Genomic DNA, 19,243 nt, shown 5'->3' with positions numbered 1-19,243 from the left:
TCTCTTGAGAAACAGGTAAATATTTGTAATGCGATCATATTTTATTTTCGTACCTTATTCTTGAACTTCTCATTGACCTGATACACGAATGCGAGAACTTCAGCGACTGTCTGGTATAATTCAACCGGAATTTCATCACCTACAGGCACCTTTGCAAGTAACTCTATAAGGTTGGGGTCTTCATAGATATGAATGCCTGCTTCTTCAGCTTTTTCAATAATTTTCTCAGCAATAAGTCCCTGGCCGCTGGCGAGAACTTTCGGTGCTGAAGATTCGGCATCATCATAAATAATGGCAACAGCCTTTTGAGGACCTTTTCTTTCTGACATTTTTATGCAGTAGTGTTGAGAACCGATTTGCCTTCAGGTACAATCAGGCGGGCTAGTTCTGTCGCAGGATCTTCTGCGTCAGTGGCAAATGATAATCCGAGTATCGGTGTATCAGTAATGGCTTCTTTGAGTTGATCACTAAATGATGAAATAAATTCCGCTTTTTCTTTTGAGTCTGTATGAAAGCGAATAAAGAGTCCTTCCGTGCTGTGGAAAAAATCTATTTGCATATTTCCAAGCTCGGTCATTTTGATGTGAAGTGAAAACCGGTATTCCTGGTTATCGTAGTCTCCGTTGCCTTGTTCATCGTCTGTATTTCTATCGATAAGCAGAAAACCCTGTTCAAGAAATGATAGCGGAAGCGGGAAGATAAATTGCTGACTACTGTCTGCATGCAGTTGCGCCAGCTGGAAGAATTCGACCGTTGAAAGAAGGCGGTTGGCATTTTCAGAAGGCTGACTTCCCTTGGCAAACGAAGAGAGTATTTCGATGAGCGAAGCTTTCAGAGTTAATGCCGCCTTGCCTGTATCACCTCGTGCTATGGCATTCTCAAAAGAGAGTCCGAGGTTATCGATCATTTGTTTTACGACATTACCACCGTTACCTGAGGCAAGGTTAGTTTGCTGGAGTGAAAAAAAGCTCTCAAGTGACTGTTTGCTGTTCAGGCTGAGGCTATCGAATAGAGATGATGGTTGTTGTAATGATTGGAAGAGTGCTTTGATATCTATAGTGTTACCGACTAGAGTGAGTGAGCGTCCTAGAAATTGGTTTACGGTATCGCCTACGATTTTGAGCTGGAGTTGTGGCGAGGTTGAGGTGACTTGTAGCTGAAGTTGTTGACCAGGCTTCAGAGGTACTTCAGATTTTGCTACGAGTTCATTATTTCCAATCTTTAGAAGAATGCTATTGTCGGTTCGTGCCTCTACAACGAGCGCTTTTAATAGCTGTCCCGGTTGAATCTGTAAAGGAGATCGTCCTTCTGTGGGGACCTGTGGACTGGTTTTCCCTGGGAGGTTAATTGATTGAAGTGGGGTAATAATATTCATAGTGTATTATCGACCCTGAGAAGCGAAAAGTTAACGATTAAGGGGAGATGATCCTATACGTTCGGGCATACGTGTCGCAGTCTGATCTACCATTTGATGTAATCCGGACGTTTCTTTATCTTTTTGATTACAAACTCAACTATATGATTTTATATTAAAAAAATGACTATCTCAAATAACGGCATGTTTTCCGTTTAGAATCAAAAAACTCTTGATGAAAAATCCGGGCAAAATCAGCTACTGTATAATGTGTTATACAGAAGATAATCACGATTAGTTTATTTGAATTCTTTCCCGAAGTTGTCTACGTTGCTCCCAGAAGCAATTGGTTATCAGAGCATCTCTGTTTTTCTGTGTTAAGTTATCGAAATGTATGGCTACCTGATAATTTCCACGACGAAGCCTACGGATTCTTACGACATGGCCAATGCAAAGTATATTCTTTACAGGGTGCGTAAGAGCGATTTCTATAAAGATGCTGTGATTATTGCGTGGTTTTTCGTTGAATAATGACAGAACTCCTGAGCCGGAAAGATCGAGTGTTTGGCCAATTATCGACCAGCTGTGGGCTTTACTCGTCTTTGCTCTTGACTCAAAACTGATTGATATCCTGGTCCTGAAATCAACACGAAAATATTCACGAAGACTTGAGGGATCGATTGTCGTTGTGCCTGTGAGTTCAATTGTTCTATCGTTTGTTATATCGGTAATCTTTGCATTGAGCGCAGGTGACTCTTTGTTGTCATCATGAAAAGAAATAGCGCAGGCTTTCTTTGGGTCTAGATTTTCAGGGATCTTACCAGGAGGGAAAACGACAAAGAAATTTGGTGCGATTGATTCCTTATAAATGCAATCGAGATGAATGTCCGCTCCACCGATAGTGTGCAACTTAATAGTGGCAGACTGGCTGTCTTTTATCGACTTTATGAGGTTAATTAGTTCGGATTCAGGCATATATGAAAAATATTTACGTGCTGAAAAAATGTTCAGTTTTTAACCTGTACCTTCAAACGAAGCAGCTTACGTTGAATGACGAGGCAACAACCAATTATTTTGTCTCTGTCTTCACTGCTGATGTCATCAAAATGATAGGCTACTTCATATTGGTCGTCACCTATTTGTTGAATCCTGACATGGTGAGCCAGTACATTTATGACTTCTAGATCTTTATTGGGGAGCATAATTGAAAGACGTACCTGTTTATCTCTTGGAGGAGCAGTGTTAAAGAGAGCCAGGACACCACTGCCGCTGATATCCAGGGTTTTACCCTCAATTGACCATGGGTCTTTAGGAGTGTCATAAAATTCAGGGTGAAATGAGCTGCTGATGACCTTTGCTTTTGCATCAACCCTGAAAAATTCTCGCATCTGCTCATGATTGATGGTTTTAACAAGAGTCATTTCAAGAGATTGATCGCTGACAATATTCCTGATCTTTGCTTCTAAAGATACATTCGGACCGCCCATGTCTATGTTAATCAGGCATGTTTCTTTAGTATTTATAAGCTCTGCAGGAAGAACACCGGGTTTGAATAGCAGATTGAACTTCGGTGGAGTCGACTGTTGCAGTACACAACTGGCCCTATATCTTTCAGCTTTGTCGATTAACGGAACAAATATTCGAACTGGTTTTGAATCAGGGATTTTTCGTAAGTTGTCGATGTCTGAAATCATAGAGTTCCTGGATGATTCGCTAATCGTTTATAATATAATGTTCTGATCCTGCTGAACTGTTCATTTGAACTATCAGTAAATACTATCAGCAATTTTCAGCTCAGGCAAGAGTGCATCTGAACAAACCATTGATATTACATATTTTGCTTCACTACTTGTTGTTTTGAACCTTTAGGAATGAAGTCGAGGAAAGACACGAAGAAAATATCAATGCTTAACAGGAGCCTGTTCTATCGATTTTCTTCTCAAAAGAAGTTGATTTTTCACCTCATCGACAGCTTTTGTCGCTTTTGAGAAAACATCGCGGTATTGAGAGATAAGCTGATCATCAGATAACTCTTTTCCTGCAAGTCGTATTATTTCAATGAGTTGATTGTCTAGATGAGAGAGCTTTATTCTTTCATTAAAGAGTTCGTCACATCTGTCTTTTAGGTGCTCAGAGGGGAGGGTAGCTATCTGGGTCGCAAGTCGTTCTGCGGAATTACCAAAAATACTATAATCCCGGATCAGGTTATTGAAAAAATATTTAACGTCTACTACTTGCTGGCCACTCATATTGATGTCTTTGTAGTTGTATGCTGATTGAAGCAGTAGATCATGTATATGGTCTGGAACGTCGCAATGTCATCTATAGCGTTTTCTTAAAAACTCCATTGTTACGTACCTGATCACTTTGCCGATATCCCTGTAATGCAGTATGACCCTTGCTTGATTTTTGCAGTTCATCACGCAACAGAGATTTTAATGAAGCTGCCTTCGAGGTAACGAGTTTATTTTGATTGAGTAAATGCTTGAGAAGAGCTTCACGTTCAGAGAGTAAGTGATTGGTTATGTCGTTGTCTCTTCCAATCGTTGGTAAAAATTGTGTGATCCGGCTGTCATTATCTTCTATCTGCGACTGCAGGCTGCGAAATCTGTCCATCCTGCACCCTGATTGCGGGTCCATTGCAGCTTTAGGTGATTGATTGAGAATGTCCAGGCATTGGATCATTTCTCTGTAAAGCTGGTTTGATACTTTTAGAAGTATTTGACTATCGTTCATGATTTTGCCTGAAAGTTCTGTTTTTCTATACTAATAATTGCCCTTAACATGTTGGAGCTGGTCATCCGGCTGTTGTCAGTGATTTATACTGGTTGTTTCCAGGTACACTATTCTGACCGGAAGCCTTTTGTTCAGCACTTGCTTGGTCACGCTTATTAATATCTACAGCCTGGCCCCAGGTATCACGAAGATCAACAAGGATCTTTTCCACGTTTTCCAGGTGTACACCTGTTGTATCTTTTCGTGCTGAATTCAATTCGCGCATCATGAAGTGGTAAAGTGCATCAAGATCTTCTGCAATTTTACCGCCAATCTCATGATCGAGGGTGTTAGAAAATTCGGTAATGATTGCAAGACATTTACTGATGCCCTGCAGTTTTTCAACCATGTCATTTTCCTTATTCGCGTTTATCGCTCTTCTGATAAACCGAATAGCTCCGTCATAAAGCATGAGCATGATTTGCTCAGGCGATGCCGTTGCGACCTGGTTATGTTGATATTGGTTTGTATATGCGTTCATAACTATTCCTTGTTGTTCAGGGCACTGAGTTGCTGGGTGAGAAACGCACTTTGCGCATTAAGGCCGCTTACTAATGCTTCCATGGCACTAAACTGAGAGCGAAGAGTAGATTCGCGTTTAGTCATGCGTGATTCCATCACTTCGATCTGGCTATCAATATCTTTAGAGGATGAGAGGAACGAATTTTTCTGTGTTGCGTAAACACCGCTTGAAACCGAGGTGACATTGAGGAGCAGTGAGTTGAATTTTTTCATTACACCATCTACCTCTCCCTCTCCGGAGAGGAGTGCAACCATATCATCAAAATTATTTGAGATAGCGGCATCGAGCTTGGAATTGTCCTGCTTCAGGCTACCATCCCTTTGAGTCGAAATCCCAATCTCTGAGAGAATACTGAATGCACCTTCGTTGTTTATAGATTGGGTAAGGACAGATTGGAGTTGTCGCTTAACATTGTTAACCGAGGAATCACCGCGGAGAATAGATCCAAGCAATTTATCACTGTCTGCATCCTCATCAGATGACTCCGTTTCAATAGCTGAACCACCGCCAAATTCTTCATAACCTGAATTGATGAACTCAATTACCGCGTTATAGCTGTTCACAAATGAAGTTACTTTTTCTTTTAATGCATCGCTATCGGCAGATATTTCAAGTTGAGTAGTAGCATAAACCGGAGGGTCGGCCCAATCCCAGGGATCAACACCAATTTCCTCCGTCCCTGCAGATGAAGTCTGACTTAATGCATCTAAATTGATGGTAACACCGGAAATTGCATTCGATATAGTGTTTGAGTCACTGACAACCTTGATACCATCAATAAATGCGACAGCTTGCTGGGCTGCACGTCCTTCGGTTGTGTTGAATGCAACAGGATCTCCGGCACCATCCACCAAATCAGAAGTGACGGTAAAAGAAGTATTAGCATCCTTACCTGTGAAGACCATATGATATGGGTCTGTATCACTTCCATCATTTATAATACTTACGCTTACACCGGTCTGATCAGATATTTTATTAATGCTTTCCGCAAGTGTCAGAAGTGAATCGTTATCTTCTGTTATAGAAATATCCACACCATTCACCGTTATTGTTCCAGTGCCAAGAATAGAATCAGAGCTGGAAGAAAAACCATCACTGACTGTTTTTTGTGTTTGGGCAAGTTGAGCGATTGAAACTTCATAACTTCCTATTGCGGCACTTTCTGTACTTGCGGTAAACGGGCCTTCAGAACTGAGCGAAGCTTTAGTTGTACGAACCTGGCTGGTAAGCGACATATCGCTTGCAGCGGTTTTCAGGTCGTCGAGTTTGCCTTTAAATTGAAAAAAAGCATTTAACCTTTCGGTTTGATATTCTTTTTGAGCTGTTAGTCGATCAATCGGAGCACGCTCTACAGCCATTATCTGGCTTACTATAGAGTCTGTGTCCAAACCGGTCGCAAGTCCGCTAAATGTTATAGCCATGACTGTGCCTCGCTTGGTTTACAGTTCTGCTGAGGATGTTTGCTGCTTACGCTTCGGTGTTAACCAGGTTGCCGCGCAGCTCCTCAAGGGATAATTCAAGTTCCAGCAACTCTTCTGCTGGTATCTGTCGTATTACTTCATCGGTCTCATAGTCAAAAATCTGTACAACAAGTTGATCAGATTCTTTGAATTGTTGAAATCGAACACTGTATGCGCCATTTTGTGTAATGGATTTGATCTTATCAAGCAGTTCTTCAGGTTGAATCTTATTCGCACTGGCTGATGCTTGTGGATTGTCAGAGGGTTCTTTTGTAGATTTTCTCTGAATATCTACCTGTTCGGATGGACTGTTTTTTATGGATGGAGTTGTTCCGGTTCCAGCCAAAGCGTCAATGTTCATTGTTGCCTCCTTAACAAATCATCAATAGGCAGATCTGGAGGGATCGGTAAACCGATCCCTCCAGATTGGGGTTAAGGATTATTATCCGAGCAGTGACAAGGCAAGTTGCGGTGCCTGGTTGGCCTGTGCAAGAATAGATACACCAGCCTGCTGAAGGATATTGTTCTTAGTCATCGCTGAACTTTCCTGGGCGATATCCGCATCAAGGATTCGGCTACGTGCCGCAGAAAGGTTTTCAGAGACGTTAGAAAGGTTAGAGATGGTTGATTCAAAACGATTCTGGATAGCACCGAGATCACCACGAATGGAGTCGATCTGTGCGATCGCACCGTCGATAGTATCAATAGCGTCGGTTGCACCTGCTACTGTTGTAATATCAACGTTATTTACAGAGTTCAGAGTACTGACGTTTGCACCATCAGCTGCAGAACCAAAAAGGGACTGAGCGCCAGAACCGATATCACTGGTGACGTTAAAACCGGAAGATCCGTTAAAGGTAATTTCACCACCTACGATTGTGGAATCAAACTGATCAGCTTCTGCAAGAGTGCCACTGCCGTCGGAAAGGGTAGTTGCAGTTCCTTGACTACCGGTCACGGTTACTGTTTGAACAACTGCGTTAGCAGGAGTTACTGTGTCTGTAATAGCTCCACCATGCTCAAAATCGGAGATTTTAATGTCATAACCTGCAGACTGCCTGAGCTCAACACTTTCTTTATCAGCACTTAGAGTTGCAAAAACTCCGGTATTACCTGACTGATCATTTATCGCATTGGCGAGGCCAGTAAGGTCACTTGACAAAACTGTTGCGTTAATGGTTGTAGTTTCAGTGTTTAACCCTTGCAGGTTAAAAGTGATACTACCGTCAGCGCTTAGGTTACCAATAGTTGCAGTGGTTTCAGCTGTAGCTGTAACACCAGTGTCAGCGGTGATGCTATTGACTTTACTAGCAATAACGTCTGCAGAGTCTCCTAAGTCTACAGCAACTGTACCTGATCCTTCACCACCTACTACTGTGAGATTTTGAGCTGCAACATTATTATTGCCAGAAGCATCTGTCAGACCTATACCACCAAGCCCTTCTTCTCCTGCTGCCGCTCCTAGAATGGAACCGCCGTCAGAGGAAATGCCTACAATATCGGCATCTGTACTGAAAGTGTAGGTAGCTGATGAAAGTTGGTCGTAAGCCTGGTCAACACCGGTGTCTGCAGCGGTAATAGTATCGAGTACGCCAGTTTCTGCATTGGTATAACTAAATGAGCCTGTAACATCGCCATCATACGTGAAAGCATTAAGCTGTATATTATCACCATCAGTAGAATTGAGGGTCAATGTACCAGCTGTAGCATCATATGATGCGGTAATGTTACTGTTTGTAGAATCCTGTCCTGATGAAGCGATGGTTGAAGTACCATCGGTAATGTTGAACGTAAAAGTATCTGCACCTGTAGTGTCTGCAAAGCCAATTTGAACGGTTCCTGCGGTAGTTGTACCACCGGCATCTGTAAGGGTGCCGACATCAATGACGAGGCTATTAGAATAAGTACCAGTAACTGTCCCACCAGTTTCTGTTTGAAGGTTCGTTGCCATTGTAGCTGCATCTGCAGCAAATGCTACCTGGGCAGTTGAACCGTCTGTTTTGGTAATTGTATAGGTTTCACCAGCAGCAGAACCATCTGTGGTAACTGCAGAAAGTGAGCGCGTGGCCGATTCAATACCATTAGTGTTATCAGTTGCAAGGGTATTGTTACCAAGATCTGCAGATTTAGCAGAATTGATACTAAAGGAGATTGTTTCACCAGCATTAGCACCAACCTGGAACTGAGCATTACTAAGAGTGCCATCCAGAACATTCTTACCGTTGAACTGAGTAGTCTCTGCGATACGGCTCATTTCCTGCTTAAGCTGGTTAACCTCAGCCTGAAGTGATGATCTATCGCCTGCACTGTTGGTATCGTTTGCTGACTGAACAGCCAGCTCACGCATACGCTGCAGGATATTAGTAGTTTCCTGAAGTGCACCTTCAGCGGTTTGAGAAAGGGAAATACCATCGTTGGCATTTCGTACTGCCTGATTCAGACCGCGGATTTGCGAGGTCATACGATCTGAAATACCGAGTCCAGCCGCATCATCCTTTGCGGAGTTAATACGAAGACCCGACGATAAACGCTGCATTGATTTGTTAAGAGCGTTCTGTGAATTGCCCAGGTTACGCTGAGCATTGAGAGACATTACGTTTGTGTTAATTGAGAGTCCCATTATATTCCTCCTTGAATATTTGGTATGGGTTACAGTCGAGCATCCTTGCCCGGGGTTCTACTATTATTACTTGAGTTGCGTGTGTTCTGTTTGTTGCGTGTACACCTCCTTAAAGTAATTTTTTGTATCTTTGTCTTCATCGACAGGGTTTATGAAAACATTTAGAGAAAAAATCATTTTCACAAATTTTTTCTTGTTTACCTATATCGGCAGGACAGAAGGGGAGCATTAGAAAAAAATAGTTTTATTTGTAGTGCATTCAAGAAAAAAAATAGGCCCGGCAATGATTGCCGGGCCTTCTTGTTTTAATATGAAATGGTTACGCTGTTACCCTTGAAGCAATTGCAGCGCCAGTTGTGGGGTCTGGTTAGCCTGGGCAAGGATGGAAACACCCGCTTGCTGAAGAATATTATTTTTTGTCATGGCTGAAGTTTCCATGGCAATATCGGCATCCATGATCCGGGAACGTGCAGCCGAAAGATTTTCTGAGACGTTCTGAAGATTAGAAATTGTTGCCTCAAATCTGTTTTGGACCGCACCAAGGTCACCACGGAGGCTGTCAATCTGGGCTACTGCACCATCTACTATCTGTATCGCTTCGTTTGCGCCTTGAACAGTTGATATATCAATAGTCTCAACAGAATTAAGTGAGGATGCATTAATTGAGTCAGCGGCGCTGTTGAAGAGTGATCCGGCTGCCTGGGCAATAGAACTGCTTACATTGTACGTTCCTGAACTTGAGAAAATCACTTCACCACCCACTACTGTAGAATCACCAACAGTAGCAGCAAGCGGTGCGGTAATTGTAGATGCTGCAGCAGTGGTTTCGGTTAATACTGCCACACTTACTGCTGCACCATCACCGCCGGCTACATCCATAGTCTGGTCACCAGCTGCTGTAGAAGCAAATGCTGTGAGTACAATATCGGCAGCTGCTGCGGTTGTTTCCAAGGTCAGGCTGCTTTTGTCGGTGCCTGATATGTCTGTAAAAGACGCAGTGATATTAGTCGTTCCAGACTCTGCATTGATGGCTTCGAGCAGTGGAGTAAGATCCTTTACGTCTGAAATTGTAGCCGGGGTTATTGCGGTACCTGCAACGGTAAGGCTGACATCACCAATATCAGAGAGGTTTGACAGTGAAGCTGTTGTAACAGCTTCAGTTTGTGCAGTTTCTACAAGGTTTGTGCCTATGCCCTCTGTACCTGTTACACGCAGAGACTGGAGAACTCCATCATCTTCACTATGGTTATAGTCACTGATTTTAATGTCATAACCTGCACTTTGGGTAAGTGTGATGCTTCGTTCATCTCCGGACAGTGATGCTGAGATTCCTGTACTTCCTGATTGCGTATTAATTGCCCGTACAAGGGGAGTAAGATCATTTGTTGTTACAGTGGCACTGATAGGGATCGGATCGGCGTTAATACCCTGAAGGTCAAATCCTATGGTACCGTCAGCTGCAAGATCACTGAGTGTAGCAGTTGTTCGTGATTCAGCCATTACACCTGTGGTCTCCGATTCGCTGTTAACTATTTCAGCTATACGGTTTGCACTGTTATCAGCGTCTATTGTTACAAGGCTGGTTCCTCTGGGACCTGTTATTGTCAGATCCTGAGTCGCGATGTTGTTGCCGGCTGAGGTGTCTGCAGAACGAGTGGTTGCTGCCTCGATACCTGTCGGGTTGTTTGAGGTCAACGCATGGTCGCCCAGGTCAACAGCCTTAGAAGATGCTATGGAAAAGGATATTGTCTCATAGGCATTGGCACCGACCTGAAACTGGGCATCATTCAGAGAACCATCCAGTACGTTTCTATCATTAAACGTCGTTGTTTCAGCTATTCTAGTGATTTCCTGTTTGAGCTGATTAACTTCCGCCTGCAGGGAGGCTCTATCAGAGGCGCTATTCGTATCGTTGGCGGATTGAATCGCCAACTCGCGCATACGTTGCAGGATATTGGTTGTTTCCTGAAGGGCACCCTCAGCGGTTTGAGCCATTGAGATGCCATCGTTGGAGTTTCTAGCAGCCTGATTGAGGCCACGAATTTGGGAAGTCATTCGATCGGAGATGGCAAGACCAGCCGCATCATCCTTTGCAGAGTTAATTCGTAAACCTGAAGAGAGTCTCTCCATTGACCGGTTTAATGCACCCTGGCTTTTTCCTAAGTTTCTTTGGGCATTCAGTGAAGCTATGTTTGTATTGATTGTCAGTGCCATTGTTAAAATCCTCCTTGAACAGGTAAATCGGCGTCAGTGCAATCTATACAAACGTAATATCTCTTTGTTGTTCCTCGCAGTTGGGTATGTTTCGTCGTCTTTTGAAATATTCTTTAATTGAATAATGAAGAATAGTTCATTGAAGTAATAAAAAAGGAGGAAAAGGCACTTTTTTTCCAGAACTCTAAAAAATAATTAAAGATTTTTCCTGTTACTTAATTGAGAGAGTGACTGGACTGGATAGTAGTGCAAATGTGGAAGGTAGAATTGTTAGCAACTACGAAACGATAGGATTGTTGTCGCGTTGTGACTGATATGAAAGCAGAGCAATGCAGGTGAGGTTTTGTTTATATAACGGAATCTTTGTCTGATGTTGATGACAGTTGGCATTATCGTATAGGTATTGTTGAGAGATACTGTGATGTTGATGGTTCACCCCATAGTTTGAAGTTGAGATTGTCTTTTGAAGGTCTGGCTAAGGTTATACTTGGGGTTAATTGTTTTTGCATTCCAAGTTGGAGGCGAAGTAATTGGCGTTTTCGCTCATTGAACTTAGACCCGAAGCCTGAACTGTCTATCATTTCTAATCTGAGTAAATCATCTCTGTTGCATGCATAGGATGTTGGATGTTCGATACGTTCGATTTGTTCAAGAATTGCAGCAAGTATCCAGTCTCCTTCAAATTGCCCACAGGAAACATCATCAAATCGAGGATGTGGTACAAGGAAGGGTTCAGCATGGAGGTCAAGTAATGATGAGTTTTCCAGTATAATATCCAGTACTCCATGCAGAATATTCAGTGAATGAGTTTTCATCCCAAAATCATGAGCCATTCTGGCTAAGGTAAGCAGGCGAGTCAATGATGGATGAGTATCACATGTAAGTGAAAGAAGTTGATAGGCTTTTTTGAGCTCAGAACAGGTTTTTGTAATATCATTCTCAATGAGTGACATGAGGTACAGATTCAGTGAGGTGAAATAGGTTTGCCATCCAGGTAAGGGAGCAGCATTTAGCCAGTCAGTAGCAAAAACAGGGGCATAGGCATAGCGTGAATAAAGATCGCTAAGGGTTTTGGACTGGTGCAATTCTGGTATTTCGATATCAGATAACTGCAATGCTAAAAATCCTTCTGAGTTTAATGCTGTTGCTGTGTCTCTTTTACACAAAAATAATGAATCTGAAAAATTCTCCAGATCTTGGTCGGAAAGAGGTATGATTTTTTCTGGACCAGGTAAGAAACGATATGGGGAGTAGCTATGATCTAATAGAATCTTAGGTATTACTATTGGTGTTGGTAAAGTGGATTGAACCTCTAATACTATCAGGGGGGATTGGTGTTGAATGGGCGCGGATGCACCAGATAAAAGTTCCTCTAAATGACCGGAAATATTTATACGGATTATTTTTAGCGGTGAATGTTTGTCTGGATGCTCTCCCTCATCAAGAGAAATGCACGAAAGAGAAGTATCTGAATTCAGGGGCGATATTTCAATGTTTTCCAAAAGGTTGATTTTTATACTTCTAGCAAGATGCTGACGTTTAAGTGCAGATTCATCAAATGCTAGCACTCTTCCATTCGGCCCTATATATTTAGCAGCAGTGAGGCAAAATTCTCCATAACCGCAGCCAATATCAATAATTGTTGAATTTTTTTGGGCTATAGAGCGTAGATAGCGTATTTCGTCATTGAGAATGTCTTCATGTTCTAAAAGTTGATAGGTGTTTCTATTTGAAATGTTTTCTGGGACAGATATGAAGACTCCGGAAAATAGTATAACTTCCCTGCGAGATTCCAGAACTGCCGCATTATTTATTTCATAGCAATATGTTTCCCACATTTTCCTATAGACAGTCTCGAGTTCAGTGGTGAACATGGCAGGGTTTAATACGTTACTGCTCATCATCAGTTCACGCAGTGTGCGGGTTAATTCGTCAATTTTTTCCGGAGAAGCAGCAAGAACTGTACATTTTTCGACATACTCCTCGGGGGAATATGTAATGAGTTCAGGTAGCCCCAGGCTTTGCAAAATGCTACAGCCTACTCGGGTTACGTGGGTATTACCTGTAAGAGTAATTACAGGCTTTCCCATCCATAATGCTTCCAATGTGGTAGTTGTTCCATTGTAAGGAAAGGTGTCAAGAGCAATATCTATTTGATTGTAGATTTCTAAATGTTCTAGCATTGAGGGAACAAAAGATTTTCTTATAATTCGTTCTTGCTGTATTCCATATTTTTCAAAATCATTTAAGAGACGTTCTTCTGCTAGACCTGTAAGATCTTTAGATTTGAGGAGAAGCTTTGAGTTTGGGGTTTGTTGAAGAATATTTGACCAAATTGATATAACTCCATCCGATATTTTTGTAAAATTGTTGAATGAACCAAAAGTAATATATCCATTACTTAGAGCAGGACTTTTTGAAGGAAGAGAGGAGTTGTCAGGAGGTTGGTAGCAAAGAAATCCTTTGCTAAGTCTATATAGTTTTTCAGAATATAGTAAGTCGCTTGTTTCTATAGGGTCGGCCCACGTGTCAGTCAGCCTATAGTCCATCGTGGAAAGACCGGTTGTATCAGGGTAGCCAAGGTAGCTAATCTGTATAGGCGCAGGTTTGTGTGCGAACACTTTTAGCTTGTTTGGCACGGTATGTCCTGATAGGTCAACAAGTATATCTATTTGTTCTTTATATATTAAGTCAGCTGTATCAAAATCATTTAAATTTTGAATGTCCCTCCAGTGGATTTGCGGAATAGATCGTATCTTCTTTGTAAAATCGTCTTGCTTGGATACATTTGAAAAACAATAAATTTCATAATTATCTTTATCATGAGCTTGAATGATTGGAGTTATAAAGTAAGCCACTGAATGTGAAAAGAAATCTGATGATACATACCCGATTCGTAATTTTTTTGTAAAATCTGACGGTTTAGGATGCTGGAATAAGTTAATCGATTGAGTATGGAGTTTTTCCCACTGTAAATGTTTTGACAGAATGTCTTCTGCTGTAAAAATAGTGTCATAATGGAGTGTAAGTAATAGGTTGGAATGTGCATCAGAAAAGTTGTTGTCTGACTTCAGAGCATCCATAAAACATTTACAAGAAGCACGGATTTCTCGTAAATTGCAGAGGGCTTGCCCCAGGTTATTAAGGGCAAAAGCGTTGCCAGGGGAAATTTCCAGTATGCGTTTGAAATAATTTACTGCAATACCACTATTGTTATGCTGGGATAAAAAAGTACCAAAATTATTCAATAGAGCGATGTTGTCTTTGTCAAGTTCTATAGCTTTTTGATAATATTTTAAAACGTCTTGAACTTCATTTAAGTACTCGGATGTTCTGGCCAAGCTTTCGTATGCTGTTATGTTGTCAGGATTAATTCGTATTGCTTCCAAAAACATAGTCTTTGCATGGGCGTAGTCCGCAGAGTAAAAGAATGCTTTTCCTGTAATCAGTCGCAAAGGGAAACTGTCAGGTGTAGAGACAAGAGCTTTAGTGAAATCTTCAATCGCCTTGGTGAAATTTTTTAGTATATAGTAGCATTTCCCTCGTTGGAAAAGGTATTCTGGATTGTTAGTATCTTGCCCAATTAATGTATCAAAATGATGTATTGCTTTATTGTAATTTCCTTTAGCTGCATATGATTGACCCAATAAGAAAATTGCATATATAGGCCTTGGGTGTTTTTTAATTAATTTATTGCAGAGGGCAATGGATTGGTCGTATTTCCCTTTGTTGAATAAATTGGTTGCTGTTTGTAAAATGTTGTTTGTGGCTCTTTTATCCATGTGTAATTGTATGCAAAAAAAAAATTATATTCGAAATTCGACGAAAGCAATAATATATTGTGTTAATTGGTATTAAAAATCATAGCCTAGCAATTTAATACTTGTTTTGAAATCTTTGTTTTTCTTAAACAGTTTTAGCGTCGAAGCATCAGGCATTCTTCGTTTTAAGACAATGATTTCTTTGTGTTTGCTTCCTCTTCCGGAACCAGTATTGCTCGTGTCCCCAGTGACATGGGTAAAATCGAACCACTTTTGCTGATACGTCTTGTCATATATTATATTTAATCTTTCACACAGGACCTTTAATGATTGGTCAGGATTTTGTGTGAAATCTTCATATCTAATAAATCCTGTTTCAGCAGCAATCTCTGCAAACTTTCTGTACCCGTTCAAAAATGTAGAAATGTCAATTTTTCCACTGATTATTGATAGGTTACTGAGACTAATCCACTGGTCAATAGGGTGGCGAACAGTACATGTATTGTTAATATGGAAATATTTCCCAAGTTCTGAGGCTATTGTTAGGGTATATGATGGCTTATCAACCCATGGGACAGCCGTGAAATCAATATGCGACCAGTCTCTAAGTAACAGGTGTTTTCCTGCTTGCAATGAACGTCTGTAAATAAGTTCAATAGCTTGAATCCACGAAATATCCGGTTGGTTATGAATATGCCAGAGATCATCTTTTCGAAACAATTTGTGCCATTGCTCTGCTTGCTTAAGTGGATTGAATATCCCATCCATGACACGTGGATGAACTTCACTTAGCAACACAACATTTTCCATACAGCCAAGGCACTTTGATATAAGCGTACCCCCTGATCGAGCCATATTGTGTAATATGCTGATTTTATAATTCATTATTGAGGTGTTATCTGTTTTATGAAAAAATGGAAAAGTTATGAAGGTGGTATGTAGATTGTTTCTCTTAAATTATAGTCTATGAGTCCAATGAGTTTATGTCAAATATTCCCAAATATTCCTGGTTGATAATCATTTTCCAGGAGGGTGTCCTAGAATGCCATCTCGAAGTCTGCGCTTATCTACCTCAACTCTTCGGCATTCCCGGAATAGTAATGCTTGAAATATCTAGTATTTGTCAGCGATTATTATTGTAAAATTTCCTCGATTTGAGAAGAACTGTCTATTCTCGGACACCCTTCCAGGTACTGTTGTAGTTGCTCGGCATATCAGATTTATACAATTACAGGCTGATGCTGTTTGGTGAGAAAGTCTGGATGATGATAGTAAATACGCAGGGGAAAAAGATGGTTGAGGTGAACATAATAATGTCACCTCAACTCAGTTGATTGGTAGTTTTTACCCTTGAAGCAATTGCAGCGCCAGTTGTGGGGTCTGGTTAGCCTGGGCGAGGATGGAAACACCCGCTTGCTGAAGAATATTATTTTTTGTCATGGCTGAAGTTTCCATGGCAATATCGGCATCCATGATCCGGGAACGTGCAGCGGAAAGATTTTCTGAGACGTTCTGAAGATTAGAGATTGTTGCCTCAAATCTGTTTTGGACCGCACCAAGGTCACCACGGAGGCTGTCAATCTGGGCTACAGCGCCATCTACTATCTGTATCGCTTCGTTTGCGCCTTGAACAGTTGATATATCAATAGTCTCAACAGAATTAAGTGAGGAGGCATTAATTGCGTCAGCGGCGCTGTTGAAGAGTGATCCGGCTGCCTGGGCAATAGAACTGCTTACATTGTACGTTCCTGAACTTGAGAAAATCACTTCACCACCCACTACTGTAGAATCACCAACAGTAGCAGCAAGCGGTGCGGTAATTGTAGATGCCGCAGCAGTGGTTTCGGTTAATACTGCCACACTTACTGCTGCACCATCACCGCCTGCAACATCCATGGTCTGGTCACCTGCTGCCGTAGAAGCAAATGCTGTGAGTACAATATCGGCAGCTGCTGCAGTTGTTTCCAAGGTCAGGCTGCTTTTGTCGGTGCCTGATATGTCTGTAAAAGACGCAGTGATATTAGTCGTTCCAGACTCTGCATTGATGGCTTCGAGCAGTGGAGTAAGATCCTTTACGTCTGAAATTGTAGCCGGGGTTATTGCGGTACCTGCAACGGTAAGGCTTACATCACCAATATCAGAGAGGTTTGACAGTGAAGCTGTTGTAACAGCTTCAGTTTGTGCAGTTTCTACAAGGTTTGTGCCTATGCCCTCTGTACCTGTTACACGCAGAGACTGGAGAACTCCATCATCTTCACTATGGTTATAGTCACTGATTTTAATGTCATAACCTGCACTTTGGGTAAGTGTGATGCTTCGTTCATCTCCGGACAGTGATGCTGAGATTCCTGTACTTCCTGATTGAGTATTAATTGCACGTACAAGGGGAGTAAGATCATTTGTTGTTACAGTGGCACTGATAGGGATCGGATCGGCGTTAATACCCTGAAGGTCAAATCCTATGGTACCGTCAGCTGCAAGATCACTGAGTGTAGCAGTTGTTCGTGATTCAGCCATTACACCTGTGGTCTCCGATTCGCTGTTAACTATTTCAGCTATACGGTTTGCACTGTTATCAGCGTCTATTGTTACAAGGCTGGTTCCTCTGGGACCTGTTATTGTCAGATCCTGAGTCGCGATGTTGTTGCCGGCTGAGGTGTCTGCAGAACGAGTGGTTGCTGCCTCGATACCTGTCGGGTTGTTTGAGGTCAACGCATGGTCGCCCAGGTCAACAGCCTTAGAAGATGCTATGGAAAAGGATATTGTCTCATAGGCATTGGCACCGACCTGAAACTGGGCATCATTTAGAGAACCATCCAGTACGTTTCTATCATTAAACGTTGTGGTTTCAGCTATTCTGGTGATTTCCTGTTTGAGCTGATTAACTTCCGCCTGCAGGGAGGCTCTATCAGAGGCGCTATTCGTATCGTTGGCGGATTGAATCGCCAACTCGCGCATACGTTGCAGGATATTGGTTGTTTCCTGAAGGGCACCTTCAGCGGTTTGAGCCATTGAGATGCCATCGTTGGAGTTTCTAGCAGCCTGATTGAGGCCACGAATTTGGGAAGTCATTCGATCGGAGATGGCAAGACCAGCCGCATCATCCTTTGCAGAGTTAATTCGTAAACCTGAAGAGAGTCTCTCCATTGACCGGTTTAATGCACCCTGGCTTTTTCCTAAGTTTCTTTGGGCATTCAGTGAAGCTATGTTTGTATTGATTGTCAGTGCCATTGTTAAAATCCTCCTTGAACAGGTAAATCGGCGTCAGTGCAATCTATACAAACGTAATATCTCGTTGTTGATCCTCGCAGTTGGATATGTTTCGTCGCTTCTTGCTCTATTCTTTAATTGATTAATAAAGAAATATTCATTGAAGTAATACAAACGAAAGGAAATGCATTTTTTTGGCGGAACTCGAAAAAATAATTAAAGATTTCTATTTGAGTGTAAAGGGTTGGCAGGCTTGGAATTGAGGGGAGGTACGCAATACGTTGTAGATGTTATAACCGAATTAGGTTTAGGTATGAGAGGTTAGACGTAAGCGTTACTAATTACCTGTTGCTGGATACAGCATATTCAATTCGACACAGATATGGTGATTTGCAAGGTCTACATCGGACAACACTACCATTACAACGATAACGTGTTAATTAACTGATATCGATTTTTGGTGTCAATGCGAAATCCAAATAAAAAAGCCGGAAGTACTGTGCAGTACTTTCGGCTTTTTTATTTGATTATCCAGGTGTGAATTTATTTAGGCAGCGGTGTCTTGGTTTTATATTTTGGATCATCAAGAACAACTTGCAGAGCTTTATTGGTTTTGGGGGCAAATAAGATAGGAGCTGACAGGTTGAGAGTGATATTCTGGTCTGGTGGCACTGTTACCACAGCAAGAGTGAAGTACTCATCTTCTGCGGCAATTCCAAGTTTTTCTCTTTCTGAGTCATCAGGCATGATAGCATAATCAAGAAAAAAGTCGCCCGGATTGGTAAGTACAAACGCAATATCGGGGTCATCGACGCATTGAATCCAGAAAAGTGGTCCTTGTTTCTGGTTTGGCATAACGATAAAATGACGCAGTTGAGGTAAACCGATCATGCCTTCCGGAAAGAATAACAGGTTGTCAGGATCGTATTCGATTTGACCAAAACGGGTATTAATAGTTTTCATCACTTTTGTTTCTTATCGATAAGGTTGTCACTCAATGAATCCAGATCAGTTATATCCCAGTGAGACGCTGCAATATTTTCTTCGATGATCTTGTCATATATTTCCTGCCGGTATATTTTCTTTGATCGGGGAGCGTCGATACCAATACGAACAGCTCCACCTTTCATCTCAATGATCTTGATGGTTACGTCATCTCCGATGACTATTCCTTCACCGAGCTTTCTGGTGAGAACAAGCATGTTTTGCTCCGATCCAAATTGGTGGTGATACGGCTAAAAGGGAAAGTATACATTCTGGAATGTGCTATAATATTCAACTGCCTATATACTATTGAATCTGTTAGGCGAAGTCAAATATACATCG

At 41.7% G+C, this 19,243-nt stretch carries 13 protein-coding genes and 6 pseudogenes; all 19 read right to left on the bottom strand.

All coding sequences use genetic code 11. The annotated features are described in order from the left end of the window. Nucleotides 1-41: 41 nt before the first annotated feature. The 19 genes and pseudogenes from FCL46_RS13385 to csrA all read right to left on the bottom strand — a co-directional run bounded on the left by FCL46_RS13385 (nucleotide 42) and on the right by csrA (nucleotide 19,119). A complete protein-coding gene (locus FCL46_RS13385) occupies nucleotides 42-329 on the bottom strand; it encodes an EscU/YscU/HrcU family type III secretion system export apparatus switch protein (RefSeq protein ID WP_136807845.1) in 288 nt (95 codons plus the stop codon). A 2-nt stretch (nucleotides 330-331) separates the two neighbouring features. Next, nucleotides 332-1,375 (bottom strand): hypothetical protein, encoded by a 1,044-nt coding sequence (locus FCL46_RS13380; protein ID WP_136807846.1) that lies wholly within the window; start codon nucleotides 1,373-1,375, stop codon nucleotides 332-334. A 273-nt stretch (nucleotides 1,376-1,648) separates the two neighbouring features. Further along, nucleotides 1,649-2,329, bottom strand: coding sequence for a PilZ domain-containing protein (locus FCL46_RS13375; protein WP_136807847.1), 681 nt, complete (start codon nucleotides 2,327-2,329; stop codon nucleotides 1,649-1,651). A 32-nt stretch (nucleotides 2,330-2,361) separates the two neighbouring features. Next, nucleotides 2,362-3,048 (bottom strand): PilZ domain-containing protein, encoded by a 687-nt coding sequence (locus FCL46_RS13370; protein WP_136807848.1) that lies wholly within the window; start codon nucleotides 3,046-3,048, stop codon nucleotides 2,362-2,364. 207 nt (nucleotides 3,049-3,255) lie between these two features. Beyond that, nucleotides 3,256-3,603 (bottom strand): hypothetical protein, encoded by a 348-nt coding sequence (locus FCL46_RS13365; protein WP_136807849.1) that lies wholly within the window; start codon nucleotides 3,601-3,603, stop codon nucleotides 3,256-3,258. A 73-nt stretch (nucleotides 3,604-3,676) separates the two neighbouring features. Beyond that, nucleotides 3,677-4,090 carry a hypothetical protein gene (locus FCL46_RS13360; protein WP_136807850.1) on the bottom strand — a complete coding sequence of 138 codons (414 nt, stop codon included), beginning with the start codon at nucleotides 4,088-4,090 and terminating at the stop codon, nucleotides 3,677-3,679. A gap of 61 nt (nucleotides 4,091-4,151) precedes the next feature. Next, a complete protein-coding gene (gene fliS / locus FCL46_RS13355) occupies nucleotides 4,152-4,610 on the bottom strand; it encodes a flagellar export chaperone FliS (protein WP_136807851.1) in 459 nt (152 codons plus the stop codon). A gap of 2 nt (nucleotides 4,611-4,612) precedes the next feature. Next, nucleotides 4,613-6,073, bottom strand: coding sequence for a flagellar filament capping protein FliD (gene fliD, locus FCL46_RS13350; RefSeq protein WP_136807852.1), 1,461 nt, complete (start codon nucleotides 6,071-6,073; stop codon nucleotides 4,613-4,615). Nucleotides 6,074-6,119: 46 nt separating this feature from the next. Next, complete coding sequence (locus FCL46_RS13345; protein ID WP_136807853.1) at nucleotides 6,120-6,473, bottom strand: flagellar protein FlaG; 354 nt, start codon at nucleotides 6,471-6,473, stop codon at nucleotides 6,120-6,122. Between the two features lie 81 nt (nucleotides 6,474-6,554). Further along, a pseudogene (locus FCL46_RS28260) lies at nucleotides 6,555-6,791 on the bottom strand (flagellin); the annotation flags it as partial. Between the two features lie 1,578 nt (nucleotides 6,792-8,369). Then, nucleotides 8,370-8,705 (bottom strand): annotated as a pseudogene (locus tag FCL46_RS28025) (flagellin N-terminal helical domain-containing protein); the annotation flags it as partial. 354 nt (nucleotides 8,706-9,059) lie between these two features. Further along, nucleotides 9,060-9,293, bottom strand: a pseudogene (locus tag FCL46_RS28880) (flagellin); the annotation flags it as partial. A gap of 1,290 nt (nucleotides 9,294-10,583) precedes the next feature. After that, a pseudogene (locus tag FCL46_RS28875) lies at nucleotides 10,584-10,946 on the bottom strand (flagellin N-terminal helical domain-containing protein); the annotation flags it as partial. A gap of 389 nt (nucleotides 10,947-11,335) precedes the next feature. Then, nucleotides 11,336-14,728, bottom strand: a complete 3,393-nt coding sequence (locus tag FCL46_RS13330) for an O-linked N-acetylglucosamine transferase family protein (RefSeq protein ID WP_136807856.1) — start codon at nucleotides 14,726-14,728, stop codon at nucleotides 11,336-11,338. A gap of 72 nt (nucleotides 14,729-14,800) precedes the next feature. Then, nucleotides 14,801-15,517: a sulfotransferase gene (locus tag FCL46_RS13325; RefSeq protein ID WP_136807857.1), complete on the bottom strand. Its 717-nt coding sequence runs from the start codon at nucleotides 15,515-15,517 to the stop codon at nucleotides 14,801-14,803. A 534-nt stretch (nucleotides 15,518-16,051) separates the two neighbouring features. Beyond that, nucleotides 16,052-16,285: pseudogene (locus tag FCL46_RS28870) on the bottom strand (flagellin); the annotation flags it as partial. A 1,290-nt stretch (nucleotides 16,286-17,575) separates the two neighbouring features. After that, nucleotides 17,576-17,938, bottom strand: a pseudogene (locus FCL46_RS28865) (flagellin N-terminal helical domain-containing protein); the annotation flags it as partial. 522 nt (nucleotides 17,939-18,460) lie between these two features. Beyond that, nucleotides 18,461-18,880 carry a flagellar assembly protein FliW gene (locus tag FCL46_RS13315; protein WP_136807859.1) on the bottom strand — a complete coding sequence of 140 codons (420 nt, stop codon included), beginning with the start codon at nucleotides 18,878-18,880 and terminating at the stop codon, nucleotides 18,461-18,463. Then, nucleotides 18,880-19,119, bottom strand: coding sequence for a carbon storage regulator CsrA (csrA, locus tag FCL46_RS13310; RefSeq protein ID WP_136807860.1), 240 nt, complete (start codon nucleotides 19,117-19,119; stop codon nucleotides 18,880-18,882). The genes FCL46_RS13315 and csrA overlap by 1 nt, the downstream gene beginning before the upstream one ends. Nucleotides 19,120-19,243 lie beyond the last annotated feature (124 nt).

This window comes from Desulfosediminicola flagellatus (assembly GCF_005116655.2).
GTDB lineage: Bacteria > Desulfobacterota > Desulfobulbia > Desulfobulbales > Desulfocapsaceae > Desulfopila > Desulfopila flagellata.
Note: the sequence above shows the minus strand (reverse complement) of the source record. Positions and strands in the feature narration are given on the sequence as shown.

What these genes read in the sequence shown, in the direction of transcription:
- FCL46_RS13360 (WP_136807850.1), bottom strand. Translation starts at nt 4,090, where the DNA reads ATGAACGATAGTCAAATACTTCTAAAAGTATCAAACCAGCTTTACAGA.
- FCL46_RS13385 (WP_136807845.1), bottom strand. Translation starts at nt 329, where the DNA reads ATGTCAGAAAGAAAAGGTCCTCAAAAGGCTGTTGCCATTATTTATGAT.
- FCL46_RS13365 (WP_136807849.1), bottom strand. Translation starts at nt 3,603, where the DNA reads ATGAGTGGCCAGCAAGTAGTAGACGTTAAATATTTTTTCAATAACCTG.
- FCL46_RS13325 (WP_136807857.1), bottom strand. Translation starts at nt 15,517, where the DNA reads ATGGAAAATGTTGTGTTGCTAAGTGAAGTTCATCCACGTGTCATGGAT.
- FCL46_RS13345 (WP_136807853.1), bottom strand. Translation starts at nt 6,473, where the DNA reads ATGAACATTGACGCTTTGGCTGGAACCGGAACAACTCCATCCATAAAA.
- FCL46_RS13315 (WP_136807859.1), bottom strand. Translation starts at nt 18,880, where the DNA reads ATGAAAACTATTAATACCCGTTTTGGTCAAATCGAATACGATCCTGAC.
- csrA (WP_136807860.1), bottom strand. Translation starts at nt 19,119, where the DNA reads ATGCTTGTTCTCACCAGAAAGCTCGGTGAAGGAATAGTCATCGGAGAT.
- FCL46_RS13370 (WP_136807848.1), bottom strand. Translation starts at nt 3,048, where the DNA reads ATGATTTCAGACATCGACAACTTACGAAAAATCCCTGATTCAAAACCA.
- FCL46_RS13330 (WP_136807856.1), bottom strand. Translation starts at nt 14,728, where the DNA reads ATGGATAAAAGAGCCACAAACAACATTTTACAAACAGCAACCAATTTA.
- fliS (WP_136807851.1), bottom strand. Translation starts at nt 4,610, where the DNA reads ATGAACGCATATACAAACCAATATCAACATAACCAGGTCGCAACGGCA.
- FCL46_RS13375 (WP_136807847.1), bottom strand. Translation starts at nt 2,329, where the DNA reads ATGCCTGAATCCGAACTAATTAACCTCATAAAGTCGATAAAAGACAGC.
- FCL46_RS13380 (WP_136807846.1), bottom strand. Translation starts at nt 1,375, where the DNA reads ATGAATATTATTACCCCACTTCAATCAATTAACCTCCCAGGGAAAACC.
- fliD (WP_136807852.1), bottom strand. Translation starts at nt 6,073, where the DNA reads ATGGCTATAACATTTAGCGGACTTGCGACCGGTTTGGACACAGACTCT.